At 45.2% G+C, this 22,383-nt stretch carries 20 protein-coding genes; all 20 read left to right on the plus strand.

Annotated elements, in window-relative coordinates; genetic code table 11:
• The first annotated feature begins 10 nt into the window (after window positions 1-10).
• The 20 genes from rbfA (at window position 11) to yfmF (ending at window position 22,382) form a co-directional block, all read left to right on the plus strand.
• Entirely contained in the window at window positions 11-358 is a 348-nt protein-coding gene (gene rbfA / locus C558_RS0119060; RefSeq protein WP_018757889.1) for a 30S ribosome-binding factor RbfA, read from the plus strand.
• Between the two features lie 4 nt (window positions 359-362).
• Window positions 363-1,358 (plus strand): DHH family phosphoesterase, encoded by a 996-nt coding sequence (locus C558_RS0119065; RefSeq protein ID WP_018757890.1) that lies wholly within the window; start codon window positions 363-365, stop codon window positions 1,356-1,358.
• Window positions 1,355-2,269, plus strand: coding sequence for a tRNA pseudouridine(55) synthase TruB (gene truB / locus C558_RS0119070; RefSeq protein WP_018757891.1), 915 nt, complete (start codon window positions 1,355-1,357; stop codon window positions 2,267-2,269). The genes C558_RS0119065 and truB overlap by 4 nt, the downstream gene beginning before the upstream one ends.
• Before the next feature lie 53 nt (window positions 2,270-2,322).
• Complete coding sequence (locus tag C558_RS0119075) at window positions 2,323-3,267, plus strand: bifunctional riboflavin kinase/FAD synthetase (protein ID WP_026264009.1); 945 nt, start codon at window positions 2,323-2,325, stop codon at window positions 3,265-3,267.
• 140 nt (window positions 3,268-3,407) lie between these two features.
• Entirely contained in the window at window positions 3,408-3,677 is a 270-nt protein-coding gene (rpsO, locus tag C558_RS0119080) for a 30S ribosomal protein S15 (protein ID WP_018757893.1), read from the plus strand.
• 136 nt (window positions 3,678-3,813) lie between these two features.
• A complete protein-coding gene (pnp, locus tag C558_RS0119085) occupies window positions 3,814-5,916 on the plus strand; it encodes a polyribonucleotide nucleotidyltransferase (protein WP_018757894.1) in 2,103 nt (700 codons plus the stop codon).
• Between the two features lie 119 nt (window positions 5,917-6,035).
• Complete coding sequence (locus C558_RS0119090; protein ID WP_018757895.1) at window positions 6,036-7,028, plus strand: polysaccharide deacetylase family protein; 993 nt, start codon at window positions 6,036-6,038, stop codon at window positions 7,026-7,028.
• Window positions 7,029-7,285: 257 nt separating this feature from the next.
• Window positions 7,286-8,536 (plus strand): M16 family metallopeptidase, encoded by a 1,251-nt coding sequence (locus C558_RS0119095; protein ID WP_018757896.1) that lies wholly within the window; start codon window positions 7,286-7,288, stop codon window positions 8,534-8,536.
• A 6-nt stretch (window positions 8,537-8,542) separates the two neighbouring features.
• Window positions 8,543-9,022 (plus strand): dUTP diphosphatase, encoded by a 480-nt coding sequence (dut, locus tag C558_RS0119100; protein WP_018757897.1) that lies wholly within the window; start codon window positions 8,543-8,545, stop codon window positions 9,020-9,022.
• Between the two features lie 183 nt (window positions 9,023-9,205).
• On the plus strand, window positions 9,206-10,105 hold the full coding sequence (gene dpsA / locus C558_RS0119105) for a dipicolinate synthase subunit DpsA (protein WP_018757898.1): 900 nt from the start codon (window positions 9,206-9,208) through the stop codon (window positions 10,103-10,105).
• The gene (locus tag C558_RS0119110) at window positions 10,102-10,698 is read left to right on the plus strand and encodes a dipicolinate synthase subunit B (protein ID WP_018757899.1); all 597 of its coding nucleotides are present in this window, start codon (window positions 10,102-10,104) and stop codon (window positions 10,696-10,698) included. The genes dpsA and C558_RS0119110 overlap by 4 nt, the downstream gene beginning before the upstream one ends.
• Before the next feature lie 65 nt (window positions 10,699-10,763).
• Window positions 10,764-11,801 (plus strand): aspartate-semialdehyde dehydrogenase, encoded by a 1,038-nt coding sequence (locus C558_RS0119115; RefSeq protein WP_018757900.1) that lies wholly within the window; start codon window positions 10,764-10,766, stop codon window positions 11,799-11,801.
• A 51-nt stretch (window positions 11,802-11,852) separates the two neighbouring features.
• Window positions 11,853-13,070 carry an aspartate kinase gene (dapG, locus tag C558_RS0119120; RefSeq protein ID WP_018757901.1) on the plus strand — a complete coding sequence of 406 codons (1,218 nt, stop codon included), beginning with the start codon at window positions 11,853-11,855 and terminating at the stop codon, window positions 13,068-13,070.
• A gap of 244 nt (window positions 13,071-13,314) precedes the next feature.
• Entirely contained in the window at window positions 13,315-14,181 is an 867-nt protein-coding gene (dapA, locus tag C558_RS0119125) for a 4-hydroxy-tetrahydrodipicolinate synthase (RefSeq protein WP_018757902.1), read from the plus strand.
• Between the two features lie 318 nt (window positions 14,182-14,499).
• Window positions 14,500-16,176 (plus strand): ribonuclease J, encoded by a 1,677-nt coding sequence (locus C558_RS0119130; RefSeq protein ID WP_018757903.1) that lies wholly within the window; start codon window positions 14,500-14,502, stop codon window positions 16,174-16,176.
• Between the two features lie 176 nt (window positions 16,177-16,352).
• Window positions 16,353-17,123, plus strand: coding sequence for a ClpP family protease (locus C558_RS0119135; RefSeq protein ID WP_018757904.1), 771 nt, complete (start codon window positions 16,353-16,355; stop codon window positions 17,121-17,123).
• 14 nt (window positions 17,124-17,137) lie between these two features.
• Window positions 17,138-17,368, plus strand: coding sequence for a YlzJ-like family protein (locus C558_RS0119140; protein WP_342662350.1), 231 nt, complete (start codon window positions 17,138-17,140; stop codon window positions 17,366-17,368).
• 58 nt (window positions 17,369-17,426) lie between these two features.
• Complete coding sequence (locus tag C558_RS0119145; RefSeq protein WP_018757906.1) at window positions 17,427-20,135, plus strand: FtsK/SpoIIIE family DNA translocase; 2,709 nt, start codon at window positions 17,427-17,429, stop codon at window positions 20,133-20,135.
• Between the two features lie 89 nt (window positions 20,136-20,224).
• A complete protein-coding gene (sleB, locus tag C558_RS0119150; protein WP_018757907.1) occupies window positions 20,225-20,980 on the plus strand; it encodes a spore cortex-lytic enzyme in 756 nt (251 codons plus the stop codon).
• 121 nt (window positions 20,981-21,101) lie between these two features.
• A complete protein-coding gene (yfmF, locus tag C558_RS0119155; RefSeq protein ID WP_211220785.1) occupies window positions 21,102-22,382 on the plus strand; it encodes an EF-P 5-aminopentanol modification-associated protein YfmF in 1,281 nt (426 codons plus the stop codon).
• The last annotated feature ends 1 nt before the right edge of the window (window position 22,383 follow it).

Consider the following 22,383-nt stretch of genomic DNA (forward strand, 5'->3'; position numbering starts at 1 on the left):
TGACACACCCATGGCTAAAATTCGTGTAGGACGTGTTGGCGAGCAACTGAAAAAGGAACTCAGCCAAATGATCCAATCGGAGTTGAAAGACCCCCGGATCGGTTTCGTAACCGTGACAGGGGTTGAAGTTACAAATGATTTATCGCAAGCTACAGTATACCTGAGTGTACTTGGCGATGATGAACAAAAATCAAATACGTTAAAAGCGTTGGCGAAAGCTAATGGATATCTTCGATCTGAATTAGGGAAAAGAGTCCGTCTTCGTCACACCCCGGTGTTAATCTTTAAATTCGATTCCTCAATTGAGTACGGTAGTCGAATTGAAAAGATCCTCGGTGAAATTCAAGATGGAGAGTAAAATGATGAAGTTGAATTCTAACGATTCGTTGTATGCAGAAGAGCTTCAAGCTGCATACAACTTCATCAATCATCATGACGATTTTCTGGTAGTATCACATGTCCAACCGGACGGTGATGCTGCCAGTTCAACCGTCGCGATCGGTTGGTTATTGTCACAACTGGGTAAGAAATTCACGATGATCAATGAAGGGGCTATTCCAAGCCGTCTAGACTTCTTGTGGTCCGCGAATGAAATACATAATTATACACTTGCACCACCAAACCGTACTTTTAGCACGGTTATTTGTGTAGATTGCGCAGATTTCTCAAGAACCGGTAAAGTACAGCAGCTCTTTACAGAAGATCGAGTCCTCTTGAATATTGATCATCATCCGACCAATGACAGCTTTGGTACGGTGAATTTGATCAAGGCAGATGCTGCAGCAACAGCAGAAATCCTATTCGATCTTATGAATCAATTCGGTATTGTGTGGGATGCCCAGATTGCTACGGCATTGTATACCGGGATTCTAACGGATACAGGTGGGTTCCGCTATGCGAATACAACACCTCGTGTTATGGAGATTGTATCTCTGCTTTTAACGTATGGTGTGAATGGACATCAGCTTGCCGATCATTTGCTAGAGAAGATGTCGATGGCACAAATGCTCCTCTTAACGAAAGCGTTATCCAGATTGACTTTTACCGATGGTAATCGTGTGGGCTATATTTATGTGACACCAGAAGATATGTCGGAGACGGGTGCTGTAAATGAGGATCTAGAAGGTTTGGTGAATTACCCGCGTAACATTGAAGGCGTGGATGTTGGGATTATGTTCAAGCAAGTAAGCGATGTAGCAGTCAAAGTTAGCCTTCGTTCGAATGAGCATGTGAACGTAGCTGAAATCGCTCAATCTTTTGGCGGTGGCGGTCATGTACGTGCGGCAGGATGCAGAATCGAAGGGAATTTGAATGATGTGATAAATCAAGTTGTGGAACGAGTGAGGCAGCAATTATGATAGATCTTGATGGAATTTTACCCGTATTGAAGCCGGCAGGCTGGACATCGCATGATGTCGTTGCGAAGGTGCGTGGGCTGATTCGTATGAAGCGAATTGGCCATACGGGCACCTTAGATCCTGCAGTGACAGGTGTATTGCCGTTGTGCTTAGGACGAGCTACGAGATTAGTTGAATATCTTCAAGAACTTCCTAAGGAGTATGAAGCCGTTCTCCGCCTTGGGATCGCGACAGACACCGAAGACTTGACGGGAGAAGTTATCGAGCGTCTGGACCCGGTTGAAGTAACAGAGGAGCAGGTCCAAGAAGTCATTCAATCGTTCGTCGGTACGATTGAGCAGGTTCCGCCGATGTATTCAGCAGTAAAGGTGGATGGGAAGCGATTATACGAGCTTGCTCGTGAAGGTAAAGTCGTGGAGCGTAAATCGAGAGAGGTCACGATCTACAAGATTGAGGTGCTGCAGGTTCAGCTTCAAGGATCTGAGCCAGAAGTTCACTTCCGCGTCCTATGTTCCAAAGGTACTTATATTCGCACGCTATGTGTCGATATAGGGAAAGCATTAGGTGTACCGGCAACAATGGCTTCGCTTGTGCGAACGATGTCTGCCAATATGACGAGAGAACATGGTCTTACGCTCGAACAAATTGCGGAATACAAACAGCAAGGTAGTCTGCAAGAGCATCTCATTCCGATGGATGTATCGGTATCCCATTTACCCGCGCACACCATTGCTGCGGATAAAGCATATCAAGCTGTTCAAGGCCAGAAATTATCCGGCATAGCGGTATCTCCGGTAGTGGATGTACCTGGATGTATTCGTTTGTACTCGCCAGAAGGACAATTTTATGGTATCTTCGAGAGAAAGCCAGATGAGACATTCATAAGACCGGTCAAAGTGTTCTTACCGTAAATGGCTTGCATTGTAGCAAATTCTGATGATGAGAATTGCAGGTGTTGATTAACGTGAAAAAAATTACAATATCTTATCCGCTCACACCAGAGCAAATGGAACAATTCCGTAGACCGCAAGCGATGGCCCTTGGTTATTTCGATGGCGTTCATCTTGGACATCAACAGGTGATTGGTGGAGCCGTCGCTTATGCTAGAGCACATGGCATTCCTGCTTCGGTCATGACATTTCACCCAAAGCCGCGTGAAGTATTGCGCAAAGAAAAGCACAGTAATTATATCACGCCGCTAAGTGAGAAGCTTGAAGTCATGGCACGCCTAGGTGTAGATCAGCTATTTGTTGTGCGTTTTGATGAGGCCTTTTCTCATATATCTCCGACAACTTTTGTTGAAGAATTCCTTACTGCACTTGAAGTCAAGCATGCTGTGGTAGGATTTGACTATGCTTTTGGCTATAAGGGCGAGGGAAATCCAGAAATGTTACGGGAGCTTGGCAAAGGTCAGATGACTGTCGATGTGATTCAGCCTTGGTTGCTATCGGGTCTGAAGGTGAGCAGTACATTAATTCGCAAGCACTTAAGTGAGGGCGAAGTGGAGGAAGCTAATAGACTCCTTGGTCGACCTTATATCGTTCATGGAACCGTCATTGCAGGTGAAGGTCGGGGCAACACGATTGGATATCCGACGGCCAATGTTGACCCAACCGATGCGTACTTAATTCCATGCAATGGGGTATATGCTATTCAGGTCTATCTTTCTGAGAAGAAGTATGATGGCGTCATGAATATCGGAGTCAAGCCAACCTTCCATAAAGATGGGATGAAGCAGACGCTTGAAGCGCATTTGTTCGATTTCAACGAGGATATCTATGGGGAACAAATTCGTATTGAATTTATCGAATATATTCGCCCGGAGCAGCGCTTTAGCTCGGTCCAAGAATTAATCGCACAGATTCATCGTGACGCAGATGCGGCGAGAGCGATTCTAGCTTCAAAGTAGACATTTACATTCCTATATCGAGTGTGATATACTGAATAACGTTGTTGTCTAATCGGACAACATCATTAACCTTAGCTTGGTTATACGTCTCACCATCGTTGACGAGGCTAATGGCGATTATATTGAAGGAGGTGAATAGGATGGCTTTAACTCAAGAACGCAAAACGCAACTGATTGAGGAACACAAAAAACATGCAACTGATACAGGTAGCCCTGAGGTGCAAGTTGCTGTCCTAACAGAAAACATTAAGAACTTGACAGACCACTTGCGTACGCATAAGAAAGATCACCACTCACGTCGCGGTCTTTTGAAAATGGTAGGTCAACGTCGTAAACTTCTTGCTTATTTGAAAAACAAGGATGTTAGACGTTACAGTGCTTTAATCGAAAAGCTAGGACTTCGTCGCTAATATACGACAAACTGCAGCCTGGTTGTTCACCGCATGCGCTTCGATGCCGTGCGGGTGCAACCGGGTTGCTTTTTATAAAAAAGGAAATAATAATAGTAATACATACAAAATGATGAAAGAAATAAGGAGGGGTTTCATGTTAAAACGTGTTGAAATGCAGTTGGGCGGAAGATCGTTGATTCTTGAAACGGGTGTCCTGGCCAAGCAAGCAAATGCTGCGGTTAAAGTACAATACGGTGACACTGTCGTTCTATGTACAGTCACAGCTTCGTCCGAACCTAAAGATTTGGACTTTTTTCCGTTAACGGTCAATTATGAAGAGCGTCTGTATGCGGTTGGTAAAATTCCAGGCGGATTCATTAAACGTGAAGGAAGACCAAGTGAAAAAGCAATTCTATCCAGTCGTCTAACGGATCGGCCGATTCGTCCGTTATTCCCAGAAGGATTCCGTAATGATGTACAAATCGTAAATCTCGTGATGAGTGTGGATCAAGATTGCTCTCCTGAGATTGCTGCGATGATCGGTACATCTGCTTCGCTCAGTATTTCTGATGTTCCATTTAACGGCCCGATTGGTGGCGTTATTGTTGGTCGTGTTGACGGTCAGTTCATCATTAACCCAACGGTAGCCGAAGAAGAGAAGAGTGATCTTCATGTCGTGGTAGCAGGCACGAAGGATGCGATCATGATGGTTGAGGCGGAAGCGAATGAAGTAGCTGAAGAAGTTATGCTTGAAGCAATCATGTTCGGACATGATGAAATCAAGAAAATCGTTGCTGTAATTAATGATTTCGTCGCGCAAGCTGGTAAAGAGAAAATGGCAGTAAAATTGCATACGGTCAATGAGACTGTCAATGCAGAAGTTCGTGCATTTGCTCAAGAACGCCTTGTGGAAGCCGTTAAAATTGCGGAGAAACATGCGCGTCAAGATGCGATTGATGCGATTAGTGCTGAGGCAATCGCACATTTTGAAGGACAATATATTGAACAGGACGAGCTTATGGATGATGTGAAGGAAATTCTTCATGACATCGTTAAAGAAGAAGTTCGCCGTTTGATTACACATGATAAAGTAAGACCAGATGGTCGTAAATTGGAAGAAATCCGTCCAATTTCTTGTGATATCAATATTCTTCCACGTACACATGGAACAGGATTGTTCACACGTGGACAGACACAGGCATTAAGTGTATGTACACTTGGTGCATTGGGCGATGTTCAAATTTTGGATGGTATCGGTTTAGAAGAGACCAAACGATTCATGCATCATTACAACTTCCCACCATTCAGCGTTGGGGAAGCAAGACCTCTTCGTCCTCCAGGTCGTCGTGAGATTGGTCATGGTGCCCTAGGTGAGCGTGCGTTGTCCAAAGTTATTCCTTCTGAGGTTGAATTCCCATACACGATTCGTCTTGTATCGGAAGTTATCGAATCCAATGGTTCGACTTCGCAAGCGAGTATTTGTGCGAGTACACTTGCAATGATGGATGCTGGGGTCCCGATCAAAGCACCAGTAGCTGGTATTGCAATGGGTCTCATTAAAGATGGGGAGCATGTATCTATTCTTTCTGATATTCAAGGTATGGAAGACCACCTCGGTGATATGGACTTTAAAGTTGCAGGAACAGCTCAAGGCGTAACTGCGATTCAAATGGACATCAAAATTGATGGAATTGATCGTCAAATTCTTGCGGATGCGCTAAAACAAGCAAGAGAAGGACGTATGCATATCTTATCTAAAATGTTAGAGGTTATTGGTCAACCGAAAGAAAGCTTGTCGCCATATGCACCGAAAATTATGACGATGCATATCAACCCAGATAAGATTCGTGATGTGATTGGTGCGGGTGGTAAGATCATCAATAAGATCATTGAAGAGACTGGCGTAAAAATTGATATTGAACAAGACGGTCGCGTATTTATCGCTTCATCCAATGCAGAAATGAACGAGAAAGCTCGTTCGATCATTGAAGGCATTGTAAGAGAAGTGGTTGTCGGCGAAATCTATCTAGGAACGGTCAAACGGATTGAGAAGTTCGGTGCATTCGTAGAAATTCTTCCTGGCAAAGATGGCCTTGTGCACATTTCACAGCTTTCCACAGAGCGCGTTGCGAAAGTTGAGGATGTCATTGCAATTGGTGACACAATTACTGTTAAAGTCACTGAAATTGATCAACAAGGTCGTGTCAACTTGTCCCGTAAAGCCATTTTAACGGCAGAAGCTGCAGAACAAGCTTAAACAAATTTTTATAACAACGAAGAGACAGAGATGATCTGTTTCTTTTTTTGTCTAATTGGACATATTCCCCCTTGCTAACTCATAGATTAGGACAAATTAGTCGAGGGGACGAATTGTCGATGATGCGCAAGAAACTATTTATGATCATAAGCAGCTTCATCATTTTTCTGCTACTTGCAGAATGGACGGGGTATCGGGAGACGATCGCCGTATGGAGAGGCACGCAGCCTACGACGAACGCTTTTGAATGGTTCAAAACCGACGCTTCCGATGCACTCATGAAACGGATATTGCAAGAAGCCGATCAACGTCGCGTACCACCAATAGAGCCTCGAATTGATCGAGTATGGAAGCTGATTCCCGGATATAATGGGATTGAAGTAGATGTCGAGAAGACCTATCAATTAAATCATGCATCCACCGAAGGCGATCCAATTAAGTTTGTATACAAGGAATTGACGCCAACGAAGAGTTTGGATGACTTGCCAGCAAATCCGATGTATCGGGGTAACCCGGAGAAACCGATGGTATCGTTAATGATTAACGTTGCTTGGGGCGATGAGTTTATTGGGCCAATGCTAGATACATTAGACGCTGAACAGGTGAAAGCGACTTTTTTCTTCGATGGGAAGTGGCTCGATTCGCATGTCGATATGGCGAAGGAGATTCAGCGGCGCGGACATCAACTCGAGAATCATGCTTATTCGCACAAGGATATGAGTAAGTTAAATGAATATGAGGCGACGCAAGAAATTGCGAAGACGCAGAAGCTGCTTAAGGAAAAGCTTGGCGTCGAGAATAAGTGGTTTGCACCGCCATCCGGTGATTTTGATGCGGAGACAGTTCGCATTGCGCACAGTCTCAAATTAAAAACCGTGTTATGGACACTGGATACGGTTGATTGGAAGAAGCCAACACCGAGTTCCGTGGTCGAGAAGATTAGCCGAAAGGTTGAAGCGGGTTCACTCATCCTAATGCATCCGACAGCATCGTCGAGTGGCGCGCTTAAAGGGATGATACGTGTCATTAAGCAACGAGGATACACGTTAGGTACGATCGATGAGATGGTATCGACCACCAGAGTGAAGAATGCGAAGGTTGAGGGACGGTAATATTTTTGGTACGATTAGAGGAGTCAGTTTTGTTCGGCAAAATTAGAAATACCAAAACATAAATGCCCGGGTTCACGTGAGATGAATTCTCTCCAGCCGCTCTTGTCCGCCCTTTTCTTATGATTGGATGAGAGGGGTGAAAAGGGCTCCCAAAGGCGGACGTAAACTCTTCCGAGACTTCATTCTCCCGCTTTAGGGGCTATTTATATTTTGAAATTATTCTAAGATTTTGTGACAAAACTTTGAGGAGGATATACATGATTAAAACAACATTAAGCAACGGCCTCCGCGTCGTTATGGAGCAAATTCCGACCTTCCGTTCAGTTTCCTTCGGCATCTGGGTTCGAACTGGTTCCCGGAACGAGCAAGTGGCGAACAACGGGATTTCGCATTTTATAGAACATATGCTCTTCAAAGGGACAGATCGGTACACCGCGAAGGAAATTGCAGAGACATTCGATGCCATTGGAGGCAATGTTAATGCATTTACATCGAAGGAATATACATGCTATTATGCTAAAGTCCTCGATGAACATTTACCGATCGCGGTAGATGTCCTCGCAGACATGTTCTTCGCTTCGAAATTTGATACGGAGGACATGGACAAAGAGAAGAACGTGATTCTAGAAGAAATTGCGATGTATGAAGATACGCCTGATGATATGGTTCATGATTCCGTATCGCGTGCTGCTCTAGGAGATCATCCATTATCCTACTCGATACTTGGGACAGAAGAGCGGCTTAGAGCGATGACTTCCGATGACCTTCGTCAATATATGCAAGAGCATTATACGATCGAGAATACCGTAATCAGTGTTGCGGGCAACATTAACGATCAGACACTCGCGCTCCTAGAGAAGCATTTCGGTCACTTTACTGTCCATGGGAAGGAACAGCAGCTCGAAGCGCCGGATTTTGACGGACAAGTGATCTATCATAAGAAGAAAACAGAACAGAACCATATTTGTCTCTCCATGCCAGGTTGCTCCAGTTCGGATCCGCGATTATACGGAATGGTTATTCTGAATAATGCGATTGGCGGCGGAATGAGCTCACGACTATTCCAAGAAATTCGGGAGAAGCGGGGATTGGCTTACTCGGTTTATTCCTATCACAGCTCCTATGTGGATACAGGTTTGTTCACGATTTATGCAGGTACAGCACCGAAGCAAACGAAGGAAGTCTTGGATTTAACGATGGAAGTCATGAACGAAGTTGTAGCTCAAGGGCTGACGGAATCGGAATTCTCCAAAGGCAAGGAACAGTTGAAAGGAAGTCTGATTCTTAGTCTAGAGAGTACGTCAAGTCGAATGAATCGTCTAGGCAAAAACGAATTGATGTTAGGACGTCATTTTACACTGGATGAAATGATTGAACGAATTGAAGCGGTTACGTTCCAAGATATTGAGTCGCTGCTTCACCAGATGGTCGCTGTGCCGTTCGCCGTTGCGATGGTAGGTAATTCGGATAAGGCGTTGAACCAAATCAACCGTCAATTAAAGAAGTAATCGAATATGCTTGATGATGTTACGGAGGGAAAAAAATTGATTTATGATGTAGAAATTAAACAGCTCCCAGGAAATGAAGATGTATCCTTACCCACGAAGATGTCGGAGCTTGCAGCGGGATTTGACTTATATGCAGCCGTGACTGAGCCTCTTGTGATCGCACCAGGGCAGCGTGTGCTTGTGCCTACAGGCTTTGCTATGGCGATGCCGGCACAGCTCGAAGCGCAGATTCGTCCACGTAGCGGCTTAGCTTACAAACATGGCATTACATGCCTGAATTCGCCAGGTACAATTGATGCCGATTATCGGGGAGAAGTGAAGGTTCTCTTGGCCAACCTAGGTCAAGAACCATTCACGATTGAACGGCATGAACGAATTGCTCAAATGGTGATTCAGGAAGTTCCGCAAGTCCGTCTACTGAAGGTTGAGTCTTTATCCGATACCGTTCGCGGAGCGGGTGGATTTGGTCATACAGGTACGAAATAAGACAAGATGCCGATTTCTCTCATACAGAGAGATCGGCTTTTTTAATGTTCGGGATCCCTCGCAGAGTACCTTAATCACATCGAAGTCAAAGCATTATTTGTCGCGTTATTTAATGTGCACCCTTTCTAGGCACAGGCATACTATATTTTATATATCAGTGGTGTCTAAGGAGTGAACAGCAAAATGCTTACAGGCGTTCAAGTTGTCTTAATTGGCGGTGATGCGCGGCAATTAGAAATCATCCGCCAGCTGGCAGAGCTCGACGCTTCCGTCACAATCGTTGGTTTTGATCAATTACAAAACTCATTTCACGGTGTGGTAAGGTCAGGGCTTAACGACTCATTATTCGAGACGACAGATGCGCTTATACTGCCTGCTGTTGGTACAGATGATCGAGGAATTATTAATGCGATATTTACTTCGGAAGAGCTGAAGCTTACGGAAAAACAAGTTGCGCTGCTGCCAAAATCAAGCTGTGTCTATACAGGGATGGCGAAGCCTTACTTGCGAGAATTATGTGCGAAACATCAGATTAAGCTCGTAGAGTTATTTGATCGTGATGATGTTGCCATTTATAATTCGATCCCAACAGCTGAAGGTGCCCTGATGATGGCGATCCAGAACACGGATATTACGATTCATGGTTCGCAGTGCATCGTCTTAGGACTAGGGAGAACAGGGTTAACGATGGCGAGGTCGTTACAGGCTCTAGGGGCAAAAGTAAAGATGGGAGTTCGCAGGAGCGAGCACTTTGCGAGAGCATTCGAGCTTGGCTTTGAGCCCTTCTATATCAAGGATCTAGCGGCTCAGGTCGCCAACATTGACTTGCTTTTTAATACGATTCCGACTATGATAGTCACAGCACAAATTATTGCGAATATTCCCAATCGGGCGGTCATTATTGACCTTGCTTCAAGCCCTGGCGGCACGGATTTTCGCTTCGCAGAGAAGCGCGGTGTCAAGGCATTGTTAGCACCCGGTTTACCCGGTATTGTAGCCCCTAAGACAGCTGGACGTATTATGGCAGGCATTCTGAATCAGTTGATTACGGAACAGGTGCAAGAACGGGGGAATCAAGCATGAATTGGCATGGGAAAACGGTAGGCTATGCTTTAAGTGGATCACATTGTACATTTGCGGAAGTGATGCCGCAAATTCAGAGATTTATAGACTTGGGTGCGAAGGTCGTTCCAATTGTAACGAATACAATTATGACGACAGACACCCGTTTTGGCACATCGGAAAATTGGCAAAAACAGTTGAAAGATATTACGGGTAATGATATTATTTCTACAATTGTTGAGGCTGAACCGCTTGGACCATCGAAGCTGCTGGATGTTGTTGTTATTGCGCCATGTACTGGGAATACAACGAGCAAACTAGCAAATGCGCAGACGGACAGCGCTGTGTTGATGGCAGCTAAGGCTCAAATGCGGAATCAGAAGCCGGTTGTACTTGCAATTTCAACGAATGATGGACTCGGACTGAATGCAGCGAATATCGCGAAGCTTATCAATGCGAAGAACATCTATTTTGTGCCGTTCGGTCAAGATAATCCACAGCAGAAGCCTAATTCTCTCGTTGCTAGAATGGATTTGATTGTAGAGGCTTGTGAAGCCGCGATCGAGGGTAGACAGCTGCAACCAATGATTATTGAACGCTTTAACTATGTATAAGTTAGCAGATACGGTTTATCAGACCGTAATAAGTTAATAGATATTGCTAAGGGGAGAGCTGCCAGATGTCGAATCAGAAATTATTTAACGTTGCTGTCGTAGGCGCAACAGGAGCTGTAGGGGAACAAATTATTGGACTGCTTGAGAAGAGAAATTTCCCCATTAATCAATTGAAATTGTTATCTTCTGCTCGTTCAGCAGGAACGAAGGTTACATTTAAAGGGCAAGAAATTGTTGTAGAAGAAGCGAAGCCTGAGAGTTTTGAAGGCGTAGAAATTGCTCTATTCAGCGCAGGTGGTGATGTAAGTAAGGCGCTTGCACCAGCAGCAGTAGAGCGTGGCGCAATCTGTATTGATAATACCAATGCATTCCGTATGGACCCAGATACTCCGCTTGTTGTACCTGAAGTTAATATCGATGCTATTAATGAACATAAAGGAATTATTGCGAATCCGAACTGTTCTACCATTCAAATGGTTGCAGCACTGAAGCCATTACAAGATCGTTATGGGATTTCGCGCATTATCGTGTCGACATATCAAGCGGTATCCGGAGCGGGTGCACGCGCTATTGATGAGATGGTTCGTCAATCGAGCGAGGTTCTTGCTGGACGTGAGGTTGAACCTCAGATCCTGCCAGTCGGCGCTTTGCCAGTGAAGCATCAGATCGCATTCAATGTCATTCCGCAAATTGATAAATTCCAAGACAATGGATATACATTGGAAGAAATGAAAATGGTTCGTGAGACGAAGAAGATCATGGACGACGAGTCCATTGAAGTAACGGCAACTTGTGTACGGGTTCCAGTCGTATACGGCCATTCTGAATCGGTTTACGTTGAGCTTAAGAATGAGTATGAATTGGAAGACGTAAGAAAACTAATGGAGAATGCGCCTGGCATTACACTCGTGGATGACCCTGCGAATCAACAATATCCGTTAGCAACCGAAGCAGCAGGTAAACCGGACGTGTTCGTTGGCCGTTTGCGCCGTGATCTTGGCCATACACGTGGATTAAATATGTGGATTGTCTCTGACAACCTGATGAAGGGTGCGGCGTGGAATGCGGTTCAAATCGCAGAATTTATCGCCATCGAACAATAAGCCACATATACTGTGTTATCAACTGTCTTGAATGGATTTGGGGGAATTGCAATGCGCATCTTAGTACAAAAATTCGGAGGCACTTCCTTATCATCGTCTCTAGCAAGGGAACATGTTATTCGTCATATACGTCGTGAACTGGCACAGGGCTATCACCTAGTTGTCGTTGTATCGGCGATGGGTAGAAAAGGGGATCCGTATGCAACGGATACCCTTTTAGACTGGATACATCAAAATGGAAACATGCTGCCAGCACGGGAGAAGGATCTTCTCATGAGCTGCGGAGAGATTATCTCTGCAGCAACGTTGTGCAGTATACTTAATGAGCAAGAGATTCCTGCTGTTGCATTAACAGGATCTCAAGCTGGATTTGTGACGGATTCTCAATTTGGGAATGCTCGCATCCTAGAAGTGCGTCCGAACCGGGTGCTCGAACTGCTGAAGGAGAACAAGGTTGTCATTGTGACAGGCTTCCAGGGGCAGACGGAATCAGGTGATTTCACAACGCTTGGACGCGGAGGCAGTGATACATCAGCCACAGCATTGGGAGCCGCACTGCATGCAGAAATCGTCGATATTTATACCGATGTGAATGGCATTCTAACGGCTGATCCACGTCTTGTGGAAGATGCGAAGCCGCTTACTATCGTTAGTTATGCCGAGATTTGTAATATGGCGCATCATGGGGCTAAAGTTATTCATCCGCGTGCTGTTGAAATTGCTATGCAAGCACAAGTTCCTGTTCGCGTACGTTCGACGTTCTCTGAAGAAGAGGGAACCCTTGTTACGCATCCGGACAGCTTCAACGATCATTCGCATGGAATCGTGGATCGTTTTGTGACAGGCATTGCTTATGTGGCGAATGTCACACAAATTACAGTGGAGTCGCACGGGGGACCGATCGACCTTCAACTTCAAGTATTTAAAGCGATGGCGCAGCACCGTATTAGTGTAGATTTCATTAACGTAACGCCTTCAGGTGCAGTATATACGGTATTTGATGATGCATCAGAACGTGCGATATCTGTATTATATGAGATGGGCTTCGAACCAAAGACTTTATCGGGCTGTGCGAAAGTATCTGTCATTGGCGGCGGCATGAATGGTGTTCCGGGAATCATGGCACATATTGTCGAGGCTCTCACGGAACAAGAGATACAAATTCTGCAATCTGCCGACTCCAATACGACGATTTGGGTACTTGTTCGAAATGAAGATATGGTTCGAGCATTAAGAGCATTACACACGAAATTCGAACTGCACTTATAGCACGTTTATCAATAACCTCTTATAAAGATTTTTACTATAAGTACGTGTTCAAAAAGTTGGCATTTCAGCATCGAGAAGGTTGCGAGAACCTGAAGAAGGAGGATCGGAGTTTAGGCAAAACCTAAATGAGTACCGGACTTCGAAGGTGATCGCAAGATTCGATGTCGATAATGCTTCTTGAATGACTTCGTGATCAAATGATGACTTTTTGAACAACCTCTATAAGGGATAAGGAGGGGACAACGTGGACTTTGGCAGACTTATTACAGCGATGGTAACCCCATTCGACAAGCAGCAGGAAATCGATTGGGGCCAGACCGCTAAATTAATCGATTATTTGATTGAAGAACAACGCAGTGACAGTCTCGTGGTTTGTGGTACAACGGGAGAATCTCCAACGTTATCTGACGAGGAGAAACTTGCGTTATTTCGATTTGCTGTGAAGCAATCGAATGGGCGCGCCAAGATTATTGCGGGAACCGGCAGCAATGATACGCGTCATTCTGTGCATCTTACGAAACTTGCTGAAGAGGCGGGGGTTGACGGCATTCTTGCCGTGACGCCTTACTACAACAAGCCTAGTCAAGAAGGATTGTACCAGCATTTCAAAGCTATGGCGGAAGCGACCAAGTTACCGGTGCTTCTCTATAACATTCCAGGACGCAGTGTAATTAATCTTAGTGTCGAGACGACGCTAAGGCTTGCACAAATCCCGAACATCGTCGGTACCAAGGATTGTGCGAACCTCGAACAATTAACAGTCATTGCTACGGCAGCGCCAGCCCATTTCAAGGTCTATTCCGGCGATGATTCGATGACGCTGGCGACGTTAGCTATCGGTGGGTACGGTATTGTGAGTGTCTCTAGCCATATTATCGGTTCAACGATGAAATCGATGATCGAGGCTTATTTGCAAGGAGATGTTAAGCACGCGGCTGAACTTCATCAGCAGAGTTTCCCGATGTTCAAGGGTCTTTTTGAATGCCCGAATCCTGTTGCTGTGAAATATGCGTTAGGACTTCGTGGGCTATCCGTTGGCGGCGTTCGTTTACCGCTCGTAGCACCTTCCGAAGCGGAGGCTTTATTTCTTCAAAATTTACTGAATAATTAACATCATAAAGTGCACAACCAAGCCGATGCGAGCCTTATCGCATCGGTTTTTCTATTTCGGGGAGAATAGGGTGAAGAATGTGTGACTTGTGTTTTCCTAAATTAATCATGTATAATGATAAAAAGTGACTGGGTGCGGTATTTTTTAGAAAACGCTTATATCGTCCATTATGGGCAACGGAATCGTTTTCTTTAGAAAGTTTTACTTTTGGATTTTGTCCGGATAAGAGAATATGTTATCGGATGATCTTCGGATGATTATGAAAGTTGTTCCGAAGGGTTAATTTCCTGCGGATAATTATAGGAGGGTTAGATTCACTTGTCGAAAAAGAACAACACGGAGAAAATAACGATTTTTGCGCTTGGGGGCGTTGGTGAAATTGGCAAGAACATGTACGTCGTACAATATGGTAATGATATTGTTGTCGTAGATGCCGGCTTAAAGTTCCCTGAGGAAGATATGCTCGGAATTGACATTGTTATTCCAGATATCTCTTACTTAACAGAGAACCGCGATAAAGTACGCGGGATTCTTGTAACTCACGGTCATGAAGACCATATTGGTGGATTGCCGTATGTATTGAAGCATTTAAATGTACCGATTTATGGTACTAAACTCACACTTGGTCTAATTGAGAGCAAACTAAAAGAAGCGAACCTGTTAGGTGAAACGAAGCGAATCCTGATCAATGCAGATTCTATCGTTCAAATGGGCAGCATTCAAGCAAGCTTCTTCCGTACGAATCATAGTATTCCAGATTCAGTCGGCGTATGCCTTGAGACACCGGAAGGCACAGTTGTACATACAGGTGACTTCAAATTTGATCATACCCCAGTCAATGGTCAATATGCAGATTTACATCGTATGGCAGAAATCGGTCAGAAGGGTGTTATTGCCCTCTTATCGGATAGTACAAATGCAGAACGTCCAGGATTCACACCTTCGGAGAGCAATGTAGGGAAGAACCTGGAGGACATTTTCCGCAAAGCACAGCAGCGTGTCGTCGTTGCGACATTTGCATCGAATATTCATCGTGTACAACAAGTTATTGATGCCGCTGTTGCAACGAACCGGAAGTTAACGGTTATTGGTCGCAGTATGGTCAATGTCGTCACGATTGCTTCGGAATTAGGCTACTTGCATATCCCAGATGGTATGTTGATTGAGCCGGAAGAAGTGAACAAAATGGCAGCCGATCGTGTTGTTATTTTATCAACAGGCAGCCAAGGCGAGCCGATGTCAGCTCTGACGCGGATGGCGCGGAATACGCATCGTAAGATTGATATTTTGCCAGGCGATACAGTAATCATCGCAGCAACGCCAATTCCAGGTAACGAGAAATATGTTGGACGAACTGTAGACGAATTGTTCCGACTTGGCGCTCACGTTATCTATGGCGGATCGACAACAGGTGTTCACGTATCAGGTCACGGTAGCCAAGAAGAATTGAAACTGATGTTGAATTTGATTAAGCCGAAATACTTCATTCCTATTCACGGTGAATATCGTATGCTTCGCCAACATGCATTGCTCGGGGAGCAAGTAGGTATTGAGAGCGAGAATATCTTCATCGTTGATATTGGTGAGACCATTGAAATTCAAGGCGGTACTGCTCGTAAAGCGGGTAAAGTACCTTCAGGCAATGTTCTTATTGACGGATTAGGTGTAGGTGACGTTGGTAATATCGTACTGAGAGATCGGAAGTTACTCTCGCAGGATGGTATCCTCGTCGTTGTTGTTACGCTAAGCAAGCAAGACGGAACGATCCTATCCGGACCAGATATTATCTCTAGAGGATTTGTCTATGTGCGTGAATCCGAAGGGCTTTTGGATGAAGCGAACCGTATTGTAACGAATACACTTCATAAATTGATGAATGAGAATGTTAACGAATGGGCGTCATTGAAGACGAATGTCAAAGATGCGCTTGGTCGTTTCCTATATGAGCAAACACGTCGTAGACCGATGATTTTGCCGATCATCATGGAAGTATAATATTAGCATGTTCGAGAAGAGCCGCGATTGCGGCTCTTTTTTATTTAGGAATGTATGCTTTCGCCACAAACAGTTCTTTCTTCTCTAGAGGTGTTCGTCAGATCTTTTGTATTGAATGATGGATACTGCACCATACTATGGGATGCGATCACAGTCTAGGAAGGATGATGCAGATCATGACTTATATGAACGACTCAGGGTTTTCAAATACGCAGGAGCCGGGACAACCCGCAGAAGCACCAAACACGAATAATCAAGCCCCCCCAGCTGTACAGACGATTAACCAATTGGGTCAAATGACAACACCAAGTGCGGAAGACAATATTTTTTGCATGTCGATTATCGGCCAGATTGAAGGCCACTTGGTCCTACCGCCGCAGAATAAAACGACGAAGTATGAACATGTGATCCCACAAATCGTCGCTGCAGAACAAAGTCGCTCCATTGAAGGGGTCTTAATCGTCTTAAATACCGTTGGCGGGGACGTGGAGGCAGGGCTTGCCATTGCGGAGATGATCGCATCCCTATCAAAGCCGACAGTAACCGTCGTCTTAGGCGGAGGGCATAGTATTGGCGTTCCCATCGCCGTCTCCTCCAACTATTCCATTATTGCAGAGTCGGCAACAATGACGATTCATCCTATTCGCTTAAATGGGCTTGTTATTGGTGTTCCGCAGACCTTTGAGTACTTGGACAAAATGCAAGAACGGGTGGTTCGGTTCGTCACCTCACATTCAAGAATTAAAGAAGAGAAATTCAAGGAATTAATGTTTAAGACGGGAGAACTCAATCGCGATATTGGGACCTCTGTTGTCGGGCCTGATGCGGTGAAGTATGGACTGATTGATGCGATTGGCGGCGTTGGTGAAGCGATTCAGAAATTGAATCAATTGATTGAAGCGAAGCGTCAAGCCATGTCCAGTGAGGGGAGATCGCCGATACAATGACCATATATACCAACATGCCAATTGAGCTCGTTCTAAGTGGCGTGGACCAACCTCGACAAGCCGATATGGAGATTGAAATCGATGGGGTTCTTATGCAAGTTGCGCCACTAAATGCAACTTCAGGGACCATTGTTCGCCTGCTAAGATGCCCTCTTCAAGCATATCTAAATCCAGCCTATGCCCCCGGTCAACTCATCCAGTATCATCCAGCAATTCCTCCAAGAACTAATTGGGACACGCGATAGGAACAGGATAGGAACATCCCCAGATATATGCTATAATGAAATTCTGGGGGTGACCGGTTTGGCGCGAAGAAAAAAGAAGAAAAACTTGTTCAGTTCGAGCCTAAAATACGAAATTTACGGCATCATTTGGATAACGCTTTCAGTCATTGCATTAGCAGGGGAAGCAACGGTCGGCCGCTCATTGACAAAGATGTTTGGACTCGTGCTTGGTAAGTTTTATTTTGTTCTCCCCCTCGTTGGGGTGTATGTTGGACTATATGTGATGGTCAAACGGAAATGGCCGCTTGGATGGTCTGCTAGAAGATCGGGTCTGCTTATTATTGTGATTGCGATGGCGCTAATGAGCACCATTTGGACTATTGATCATAAGCTTACGCCAACCGTTGATGTGACCGCAAGCCGAATTATAGCTCAAATACATAGTGATATGAAGACGGAATTGTTAAGTCCGGGACTTACACAGAATGGGTCGATTTATCAGAAGCAAATTAGCGGAGGATATGTCGGCGCTTTTAGTTATGCGGTACTCTTCTGGTTATTCGGTGCACTTGGTGCCAAATTATTAATGATCGTACTGTTCGGAATTGGAATTATGTTAACAGCGAACATGTCTTACGTTGATTTGATGAAGCTCATTCGAAGTCGAGTCATGCGGTTCCAGGAATTAATCCGGATGAAGATCAGAACGGCGAGACGGACCAAGAAAAAGTCAGTCAAGTCAGCGATGCAGCTTCGCTCGAAGAAAGCGCCTCTGCATGATTTAAATGATGATGACGAAGAAGATGATTACGAATATGAAGATTCTAACAGCAGTGAGAAGTCATCAGAACCATTGAAGCGTCGTACGATGCCGCTATTCTTTCAATTGTTCGGCGGTAAGACGGGACCAGCTGGATCACGTCACGAAGATGATTTGGATGAGGATGAATTTATGGATCGCGGGATTCTTGTATCATCTCCGTCTAAGGTTGTGCGCCTAGATGAGGTAGAGGAGAAACATGAGGAAGCCTATTGGAATGAGTCAACGGAGGCGAAATCGGAAGCTCCTTCGCCACAAGCTCCCATTTTCCGTGATTTTCAAGAAACATCGATTCCAATAACGGAAGATGAAGGAGATCAAGAGCATTTTGCGGAACAATCCGTGACGACGTCACAAGCTCAACTACATACAACAGATCACACGCTAGATGAAGTAGAATCATCCAATACGTTGGATCAAGGAGTACGCTCTGACACGACAAACGCAGGCTCTACGGCTAGCAATGAAACATCTAACAATCCTGATGCTACAGACTCACCAGATATGGGCTCTGCAGTACCCGCGGTTGTTACACCACCTCCGAAGCCGTATCAGCTGCCATCGTTCCGATTGCTCAGCAAACCTCATGGAAGCGGGAAGAATGGGGACCAACCTGACTTTATGCAGACGGCAAGAAAGCTAGAGGCAACGCTCGAGAGCTTCGGTGTACGGACCAAGGTGTTAGAGGTGGTGCGTGGACCGGCTGTAACCCGTTATGAGATTCAACCTGATATTGGTGTGAAAGTAAGCCGAATCGTAAGTCTAACCGATGATATCGCCTTGGCGCTCGCTGCCAAAGATATTCGAATGGAGGCGCCGATCCCAGGGAAATCTGCGATTGGTATCGAAGTACCGAATTCGGAAGTATCCATTGTGACGATGCGCGAGGTCATGGAAACACAAATTTTCTCGGATGCGGCCTCTAAATTATCGATAGCATTTGGACGTGATATTTCTGGACAGACCATTATCGGTAACCTAGCCCGAATGCCGCATCTTCTCGTTGCAGGTGCGACAGGTTCAGGGAAGTCGGTATGTATTAACGGGATTATTACGAGTATTCTCTATAAAGCGAAGCCGGATGAAGTGAAATTTCTAATGATTGACCCTAAGATGGTCGAATTGAATGTCTACAATGGCATTCCACACCTTCTTGCTCCAGTCGTAACAGATCCCAAACGCGCTTCACTCTCACTCAAGAAGATCGTTGTTGAGATGGAGAAACGTTACGAGTTATTTTCCAAGTCAGGTACACGGAATATTGAAGGTTATAATAAGCTGATGGATAGCAACCCAGCCGCCGTATTGCCATTTATTGTAGTCATTGTGGACGAGCTTGCAGATTTGATGATGGTTGCGGCTAATGATGTAGAGGATGCCATTTGTAGACTTGCACAAATGGCACGTGCTGCGGGTATTCACCTAATTATTGCAACACAACGTCCATCTGTCGATGTCATTACAGGTGTGATTAAGGCGAATATTCCATCACGTATCGCCTTTGGTGTATCTTCACAAGTGGATTCACGAACCATCTTGGACATGGTAGGTGCCGAGAAGCTGTTAGGCCGAGGAGACATGCTTTTCTTGCCGATGGGATCTTCTAAGCCTGTTCGTGTACAAGGGGCATTTTTATCCGATGAGGAAGTTGAAGCTGTTGTTGAATACTGCCGTAACCAAGGTCAGGCTGAATACAATGAAGAGCTTGTTCCTGAAGTCGAGGAATCGAATGATCAGCCGGATGAGATGTTAGATGAACTCTACGATCAAGCCGTACAGATCATACTTGAAGCGAAGCAAGCTTCCGTATCTCTCTTGCAGCGCCGGATGCGAATTGGGTATACTCGGGCAGCGAGATTAATCGACTCGATGGAGGCCAGAGGTGTCGTTGGACCGTATGAAGGCAGTAAGCCAAGAGAGGTTCTCCTCACGATGGAAGCATGGGAGCAAAATCGAATAAGTTCGTAAATCGATATAGTGAATAATCAAACGCTACTTTTCTCATAATAAGTTTACCATTCCTGTACAACTCACATGAGAAAGGTAGAGCTTATTCGATGAAAAGACGCATTGTTTGGATTACAGCAGGGATCTTGCTGCTACTATTCGGTACATATCACTTGAAAGCCTCGTTACTAACGACGAAGGAGACCTTCAGCAGTGCAATCCTTAAGGTTGGATCAACAGGCGCCGATGTGAACGAATTGCAAGGACGACTCAAGTTTCTCGGATTTTATTACGGTAAGATTGATGGGCAATTTGGCAGTACGACATTGAAGTCCGTCAAATGGTTTCAATCTGAATTCGGTATGCCGGTAGATGGCGTTGTTGGCGGTAAGACCAAGGTCAAGCTATGGAACGCAACGAAGAGTTGGGTCCCATCTGCCGCAGACAACACACAATCCGGTGCGAAGCCGCCGAAGAAAGATTCAACCACGTCGAATAATAATCTGGGTTTCTCGAGCAATGATCTCAAAATAATGGCGAATGCCGTTTTTGGAGAATCTCGGGGGGAGCCTTATGAAGGACAAGTTGCTGTTGCTGCGGTTATTCTCAATCGCGTGAAGTCACCAAGTTTCCCGAACACCCCCTCCGGTGTCATTTTCCAACCTGGCGCATTCACCGCGGTTGCAGACGGCCAAATCTGGCTTGAGCCGAATGAAAAAGCGCGCAAAGCTGTTCAGGATGCCATTAATGGTTGGGATCCAAGCGGTGGATGCCTGTATTACTTCAATCCGGAGACAGCAACCTCCAAATGGATCTGGACACGTCCTCAGGTGAAGACGATTGGGAAACATATATTCTGTATGTAATGGCGAATGAAGAAGTAACCTTGCACCCGTAAGGTTGCTTCTTTATTTTCGATTGGTATAGAATGGAATTGATTCGAATAGATTGACTTTAAAAATAGGGTTGATGAAAAGGAGACATGCTTTGATCATGACAAGTTTTGAGCAGGGTCGCGTGCACCAAATGCGCATTCATGTACTTCCCACCAAACGATTTAAGACATTCGCGATTTCACTTTATATTGGTGTTCCCCTTGAGGAATCTTCGGTAACGAAGGTAGCTCTTACCCCATTTGTGATGCGTAGAGGTACTGAGTCGTATCCAGAGACACTCCAATTCCGCGAGCATCTGGATGATATGTACGGCGCTGGATTTGGGTTCGATGTATTTAAGCGTGGAGATTATCAGATTGTTCAATTTCGGATGGATGTCATTAATGATGCCTTTGTGGCCGCTGAAGATTCGCTGCTGCAGCAATCCTTTGCGTTTCTTGGCGAGGTTCTGACGAAACCGGCACTCAAGCAGCCTGAATACCGCAACCGATATATAGACGCTGAGAAGGAGACGCTTCGTAAGCGGCTTGAAGCCATCGTGAACGATAAAATTCGCTATGCCGCTGAACGTTGTATCGAAGAAATGTGCAAGAACGAGCCCTATCGATTGCATCCGTTAGGAGAGCGTAAAGCCATCGATGGCATCTCTTCTGAAGGACTGTTGGAGCATTATGAACATTGGTTGCAATCCGCGAGTATGGACCTTTATGTTGTTGGAGATACATCTTTAGACGAAGTTCAGCGGCTCGTAGAGCAGCATTTCCAGCTACAACGTACAAATGAAACCACCTATCACATGACACCGTCTGCACGCGTTTCTCGTGATGTACAGACGATTGTAGAGAAGCTAGATGTTGGACAAGGGAAATTGAATATGGGTCTTCGAACTTCAATTACGTACAGTGATGATCAGTACGCAGCAGCGCTGATGTATAATGGCATTTTGGGCGGATATCCGCATTCGAAGCTGTTCGTTAATGTTCGGGAAAAAGAAAGCCTTGCTTATTATGCTTCATCTCGATTTGATGGGCACAAAGGAATCTGTACGCTTCAATCGGGAATCGAGATTGAGAATTATGAGAAAGCCGTTGATATCATTAAGAAGCAGCTCGATAGCATGCAGGCCGGCAATATTAGTGATCTAGAGCTGTCGCAGACCAAAGCGATGATCTCGAACCACGTTAGAGAGCTTGGGGATTCCGCCTTCGAGATGATCGGATATGATTTTAATCGTCAACTGTCCGGCAAGAGTCGCACAGCAGCGGAATTGCTGAAGCAAGTGGAGCAAGTTACCATCGAGGATATTAAGCGCGCGGCGCAGACATTCCAATTAGATACGATCTACTATCTACGCGATCGGAAGGGGGAATAAT

The organism is Paenibacillus terrigena DSM 21567 (assembly GCF_000374845.1).
Classification (GTDB): domain Bacteria; phylum Bacillota; class Bacilli; order Paenibacillales; family Paenibacillaceae; genus Paenibacillus_K; species Paenibacillus_K terrigena.

Coding starts and splice junctions, on each gene's coding strand:
- dapG (WP_018757901.1), top strand. CDS start 11,853: ATGCGCATCTTAGTACAAAAATTCGGAGGCACTTCCTTATCATCGTCT.
- truB (WP_018757891.1), top strand. CDS start 1,355: ATGATAGATCTTGATGGAATTTTACCCGTATTGAAGCCGGCAGGCTGG.
- dpsA (WP_018757898.1), top strand. CDS start 9,206: ATGCTTACAGGCGTTCAAGTTGTCTTAATTGGCGGTGATGCGCGGCAA.
- C558_RS0119135 (WP_018757904.1), top strand. CDS start 16,353: ATGACTTATATGAACGACTCAGGGTTTTCAAATACGCAGGAGCCGGGA.
- C558_RS0119115 (WP_018757900.1), top strand. CDS start 10,764: ATGTCGAATCAGAAATTATTTAACGTTGCTGTCGTAGGCGCAACAGGA.
- C558_RS0119140 (WP_342662350.1), top strand. CDS start 17,138: ATGCCAATTGAGCTCGTTCTAAGTGGCGTGGACCAACCTCGACAAGCC.
- pnp (WP_018757894.1), top strand. CDS start 3,814: ATGTTAAAACGTGTTGAAATGCAGTTGGGCGGAAGATCGTTGATTCTT.
- rbfA (WP_018757889.1), top strand. CDS start 11: ATGGCTAAAATTCGTGTAGGACGTGTTGGCGAGCAACTGAAAAAGGAA.
- rpsO (WP_018757893.1), top strand. CDS start 3,408: ATGGCTTTAACTCAAGAACGCAAAACGCAACTGATTGAGGAACACAAA.
- C558_RS0119090 (WP_018757895.1), top strand. CDS start 6,036: ATGATGCGCAAGAAACTATTTATGATCATAAGCAGCTTCATCATTTTT.
- C558_RS0119110 (WP_018757899.1), top strand. CDS start 10,102: ATGAATTGGCATGGGAAAACGGTAGGCTATGCTTTAAGTGGATCACAT.
- C558_RS0119095 (WP_018757896.1), top strand. CDS start 7,286: ATGATTAAAACAACATTAAGCAACGGCCTCCGCGTCGTTATGGAGCAA.
- dut (WP_018757897.1), top strand. CDS start 8,543: ATGCTTGATGATGTTACGGAGGGAAAAAAATTGATTTATGATGTAGAA.
- sleB (WP_018757907.1), top strand. CDS start 20,225: ATGAAAAGACGCATTGTTTGGATTACAGCAGGGATCTTGCTGCTACTA.
- C558_RS0119065 (WP_018757890.1), top strand. CDS start 363: ATGAAGTTGAATTCTAACGATTCGTTGTATGCAGAAGAGCTTCAAGCT.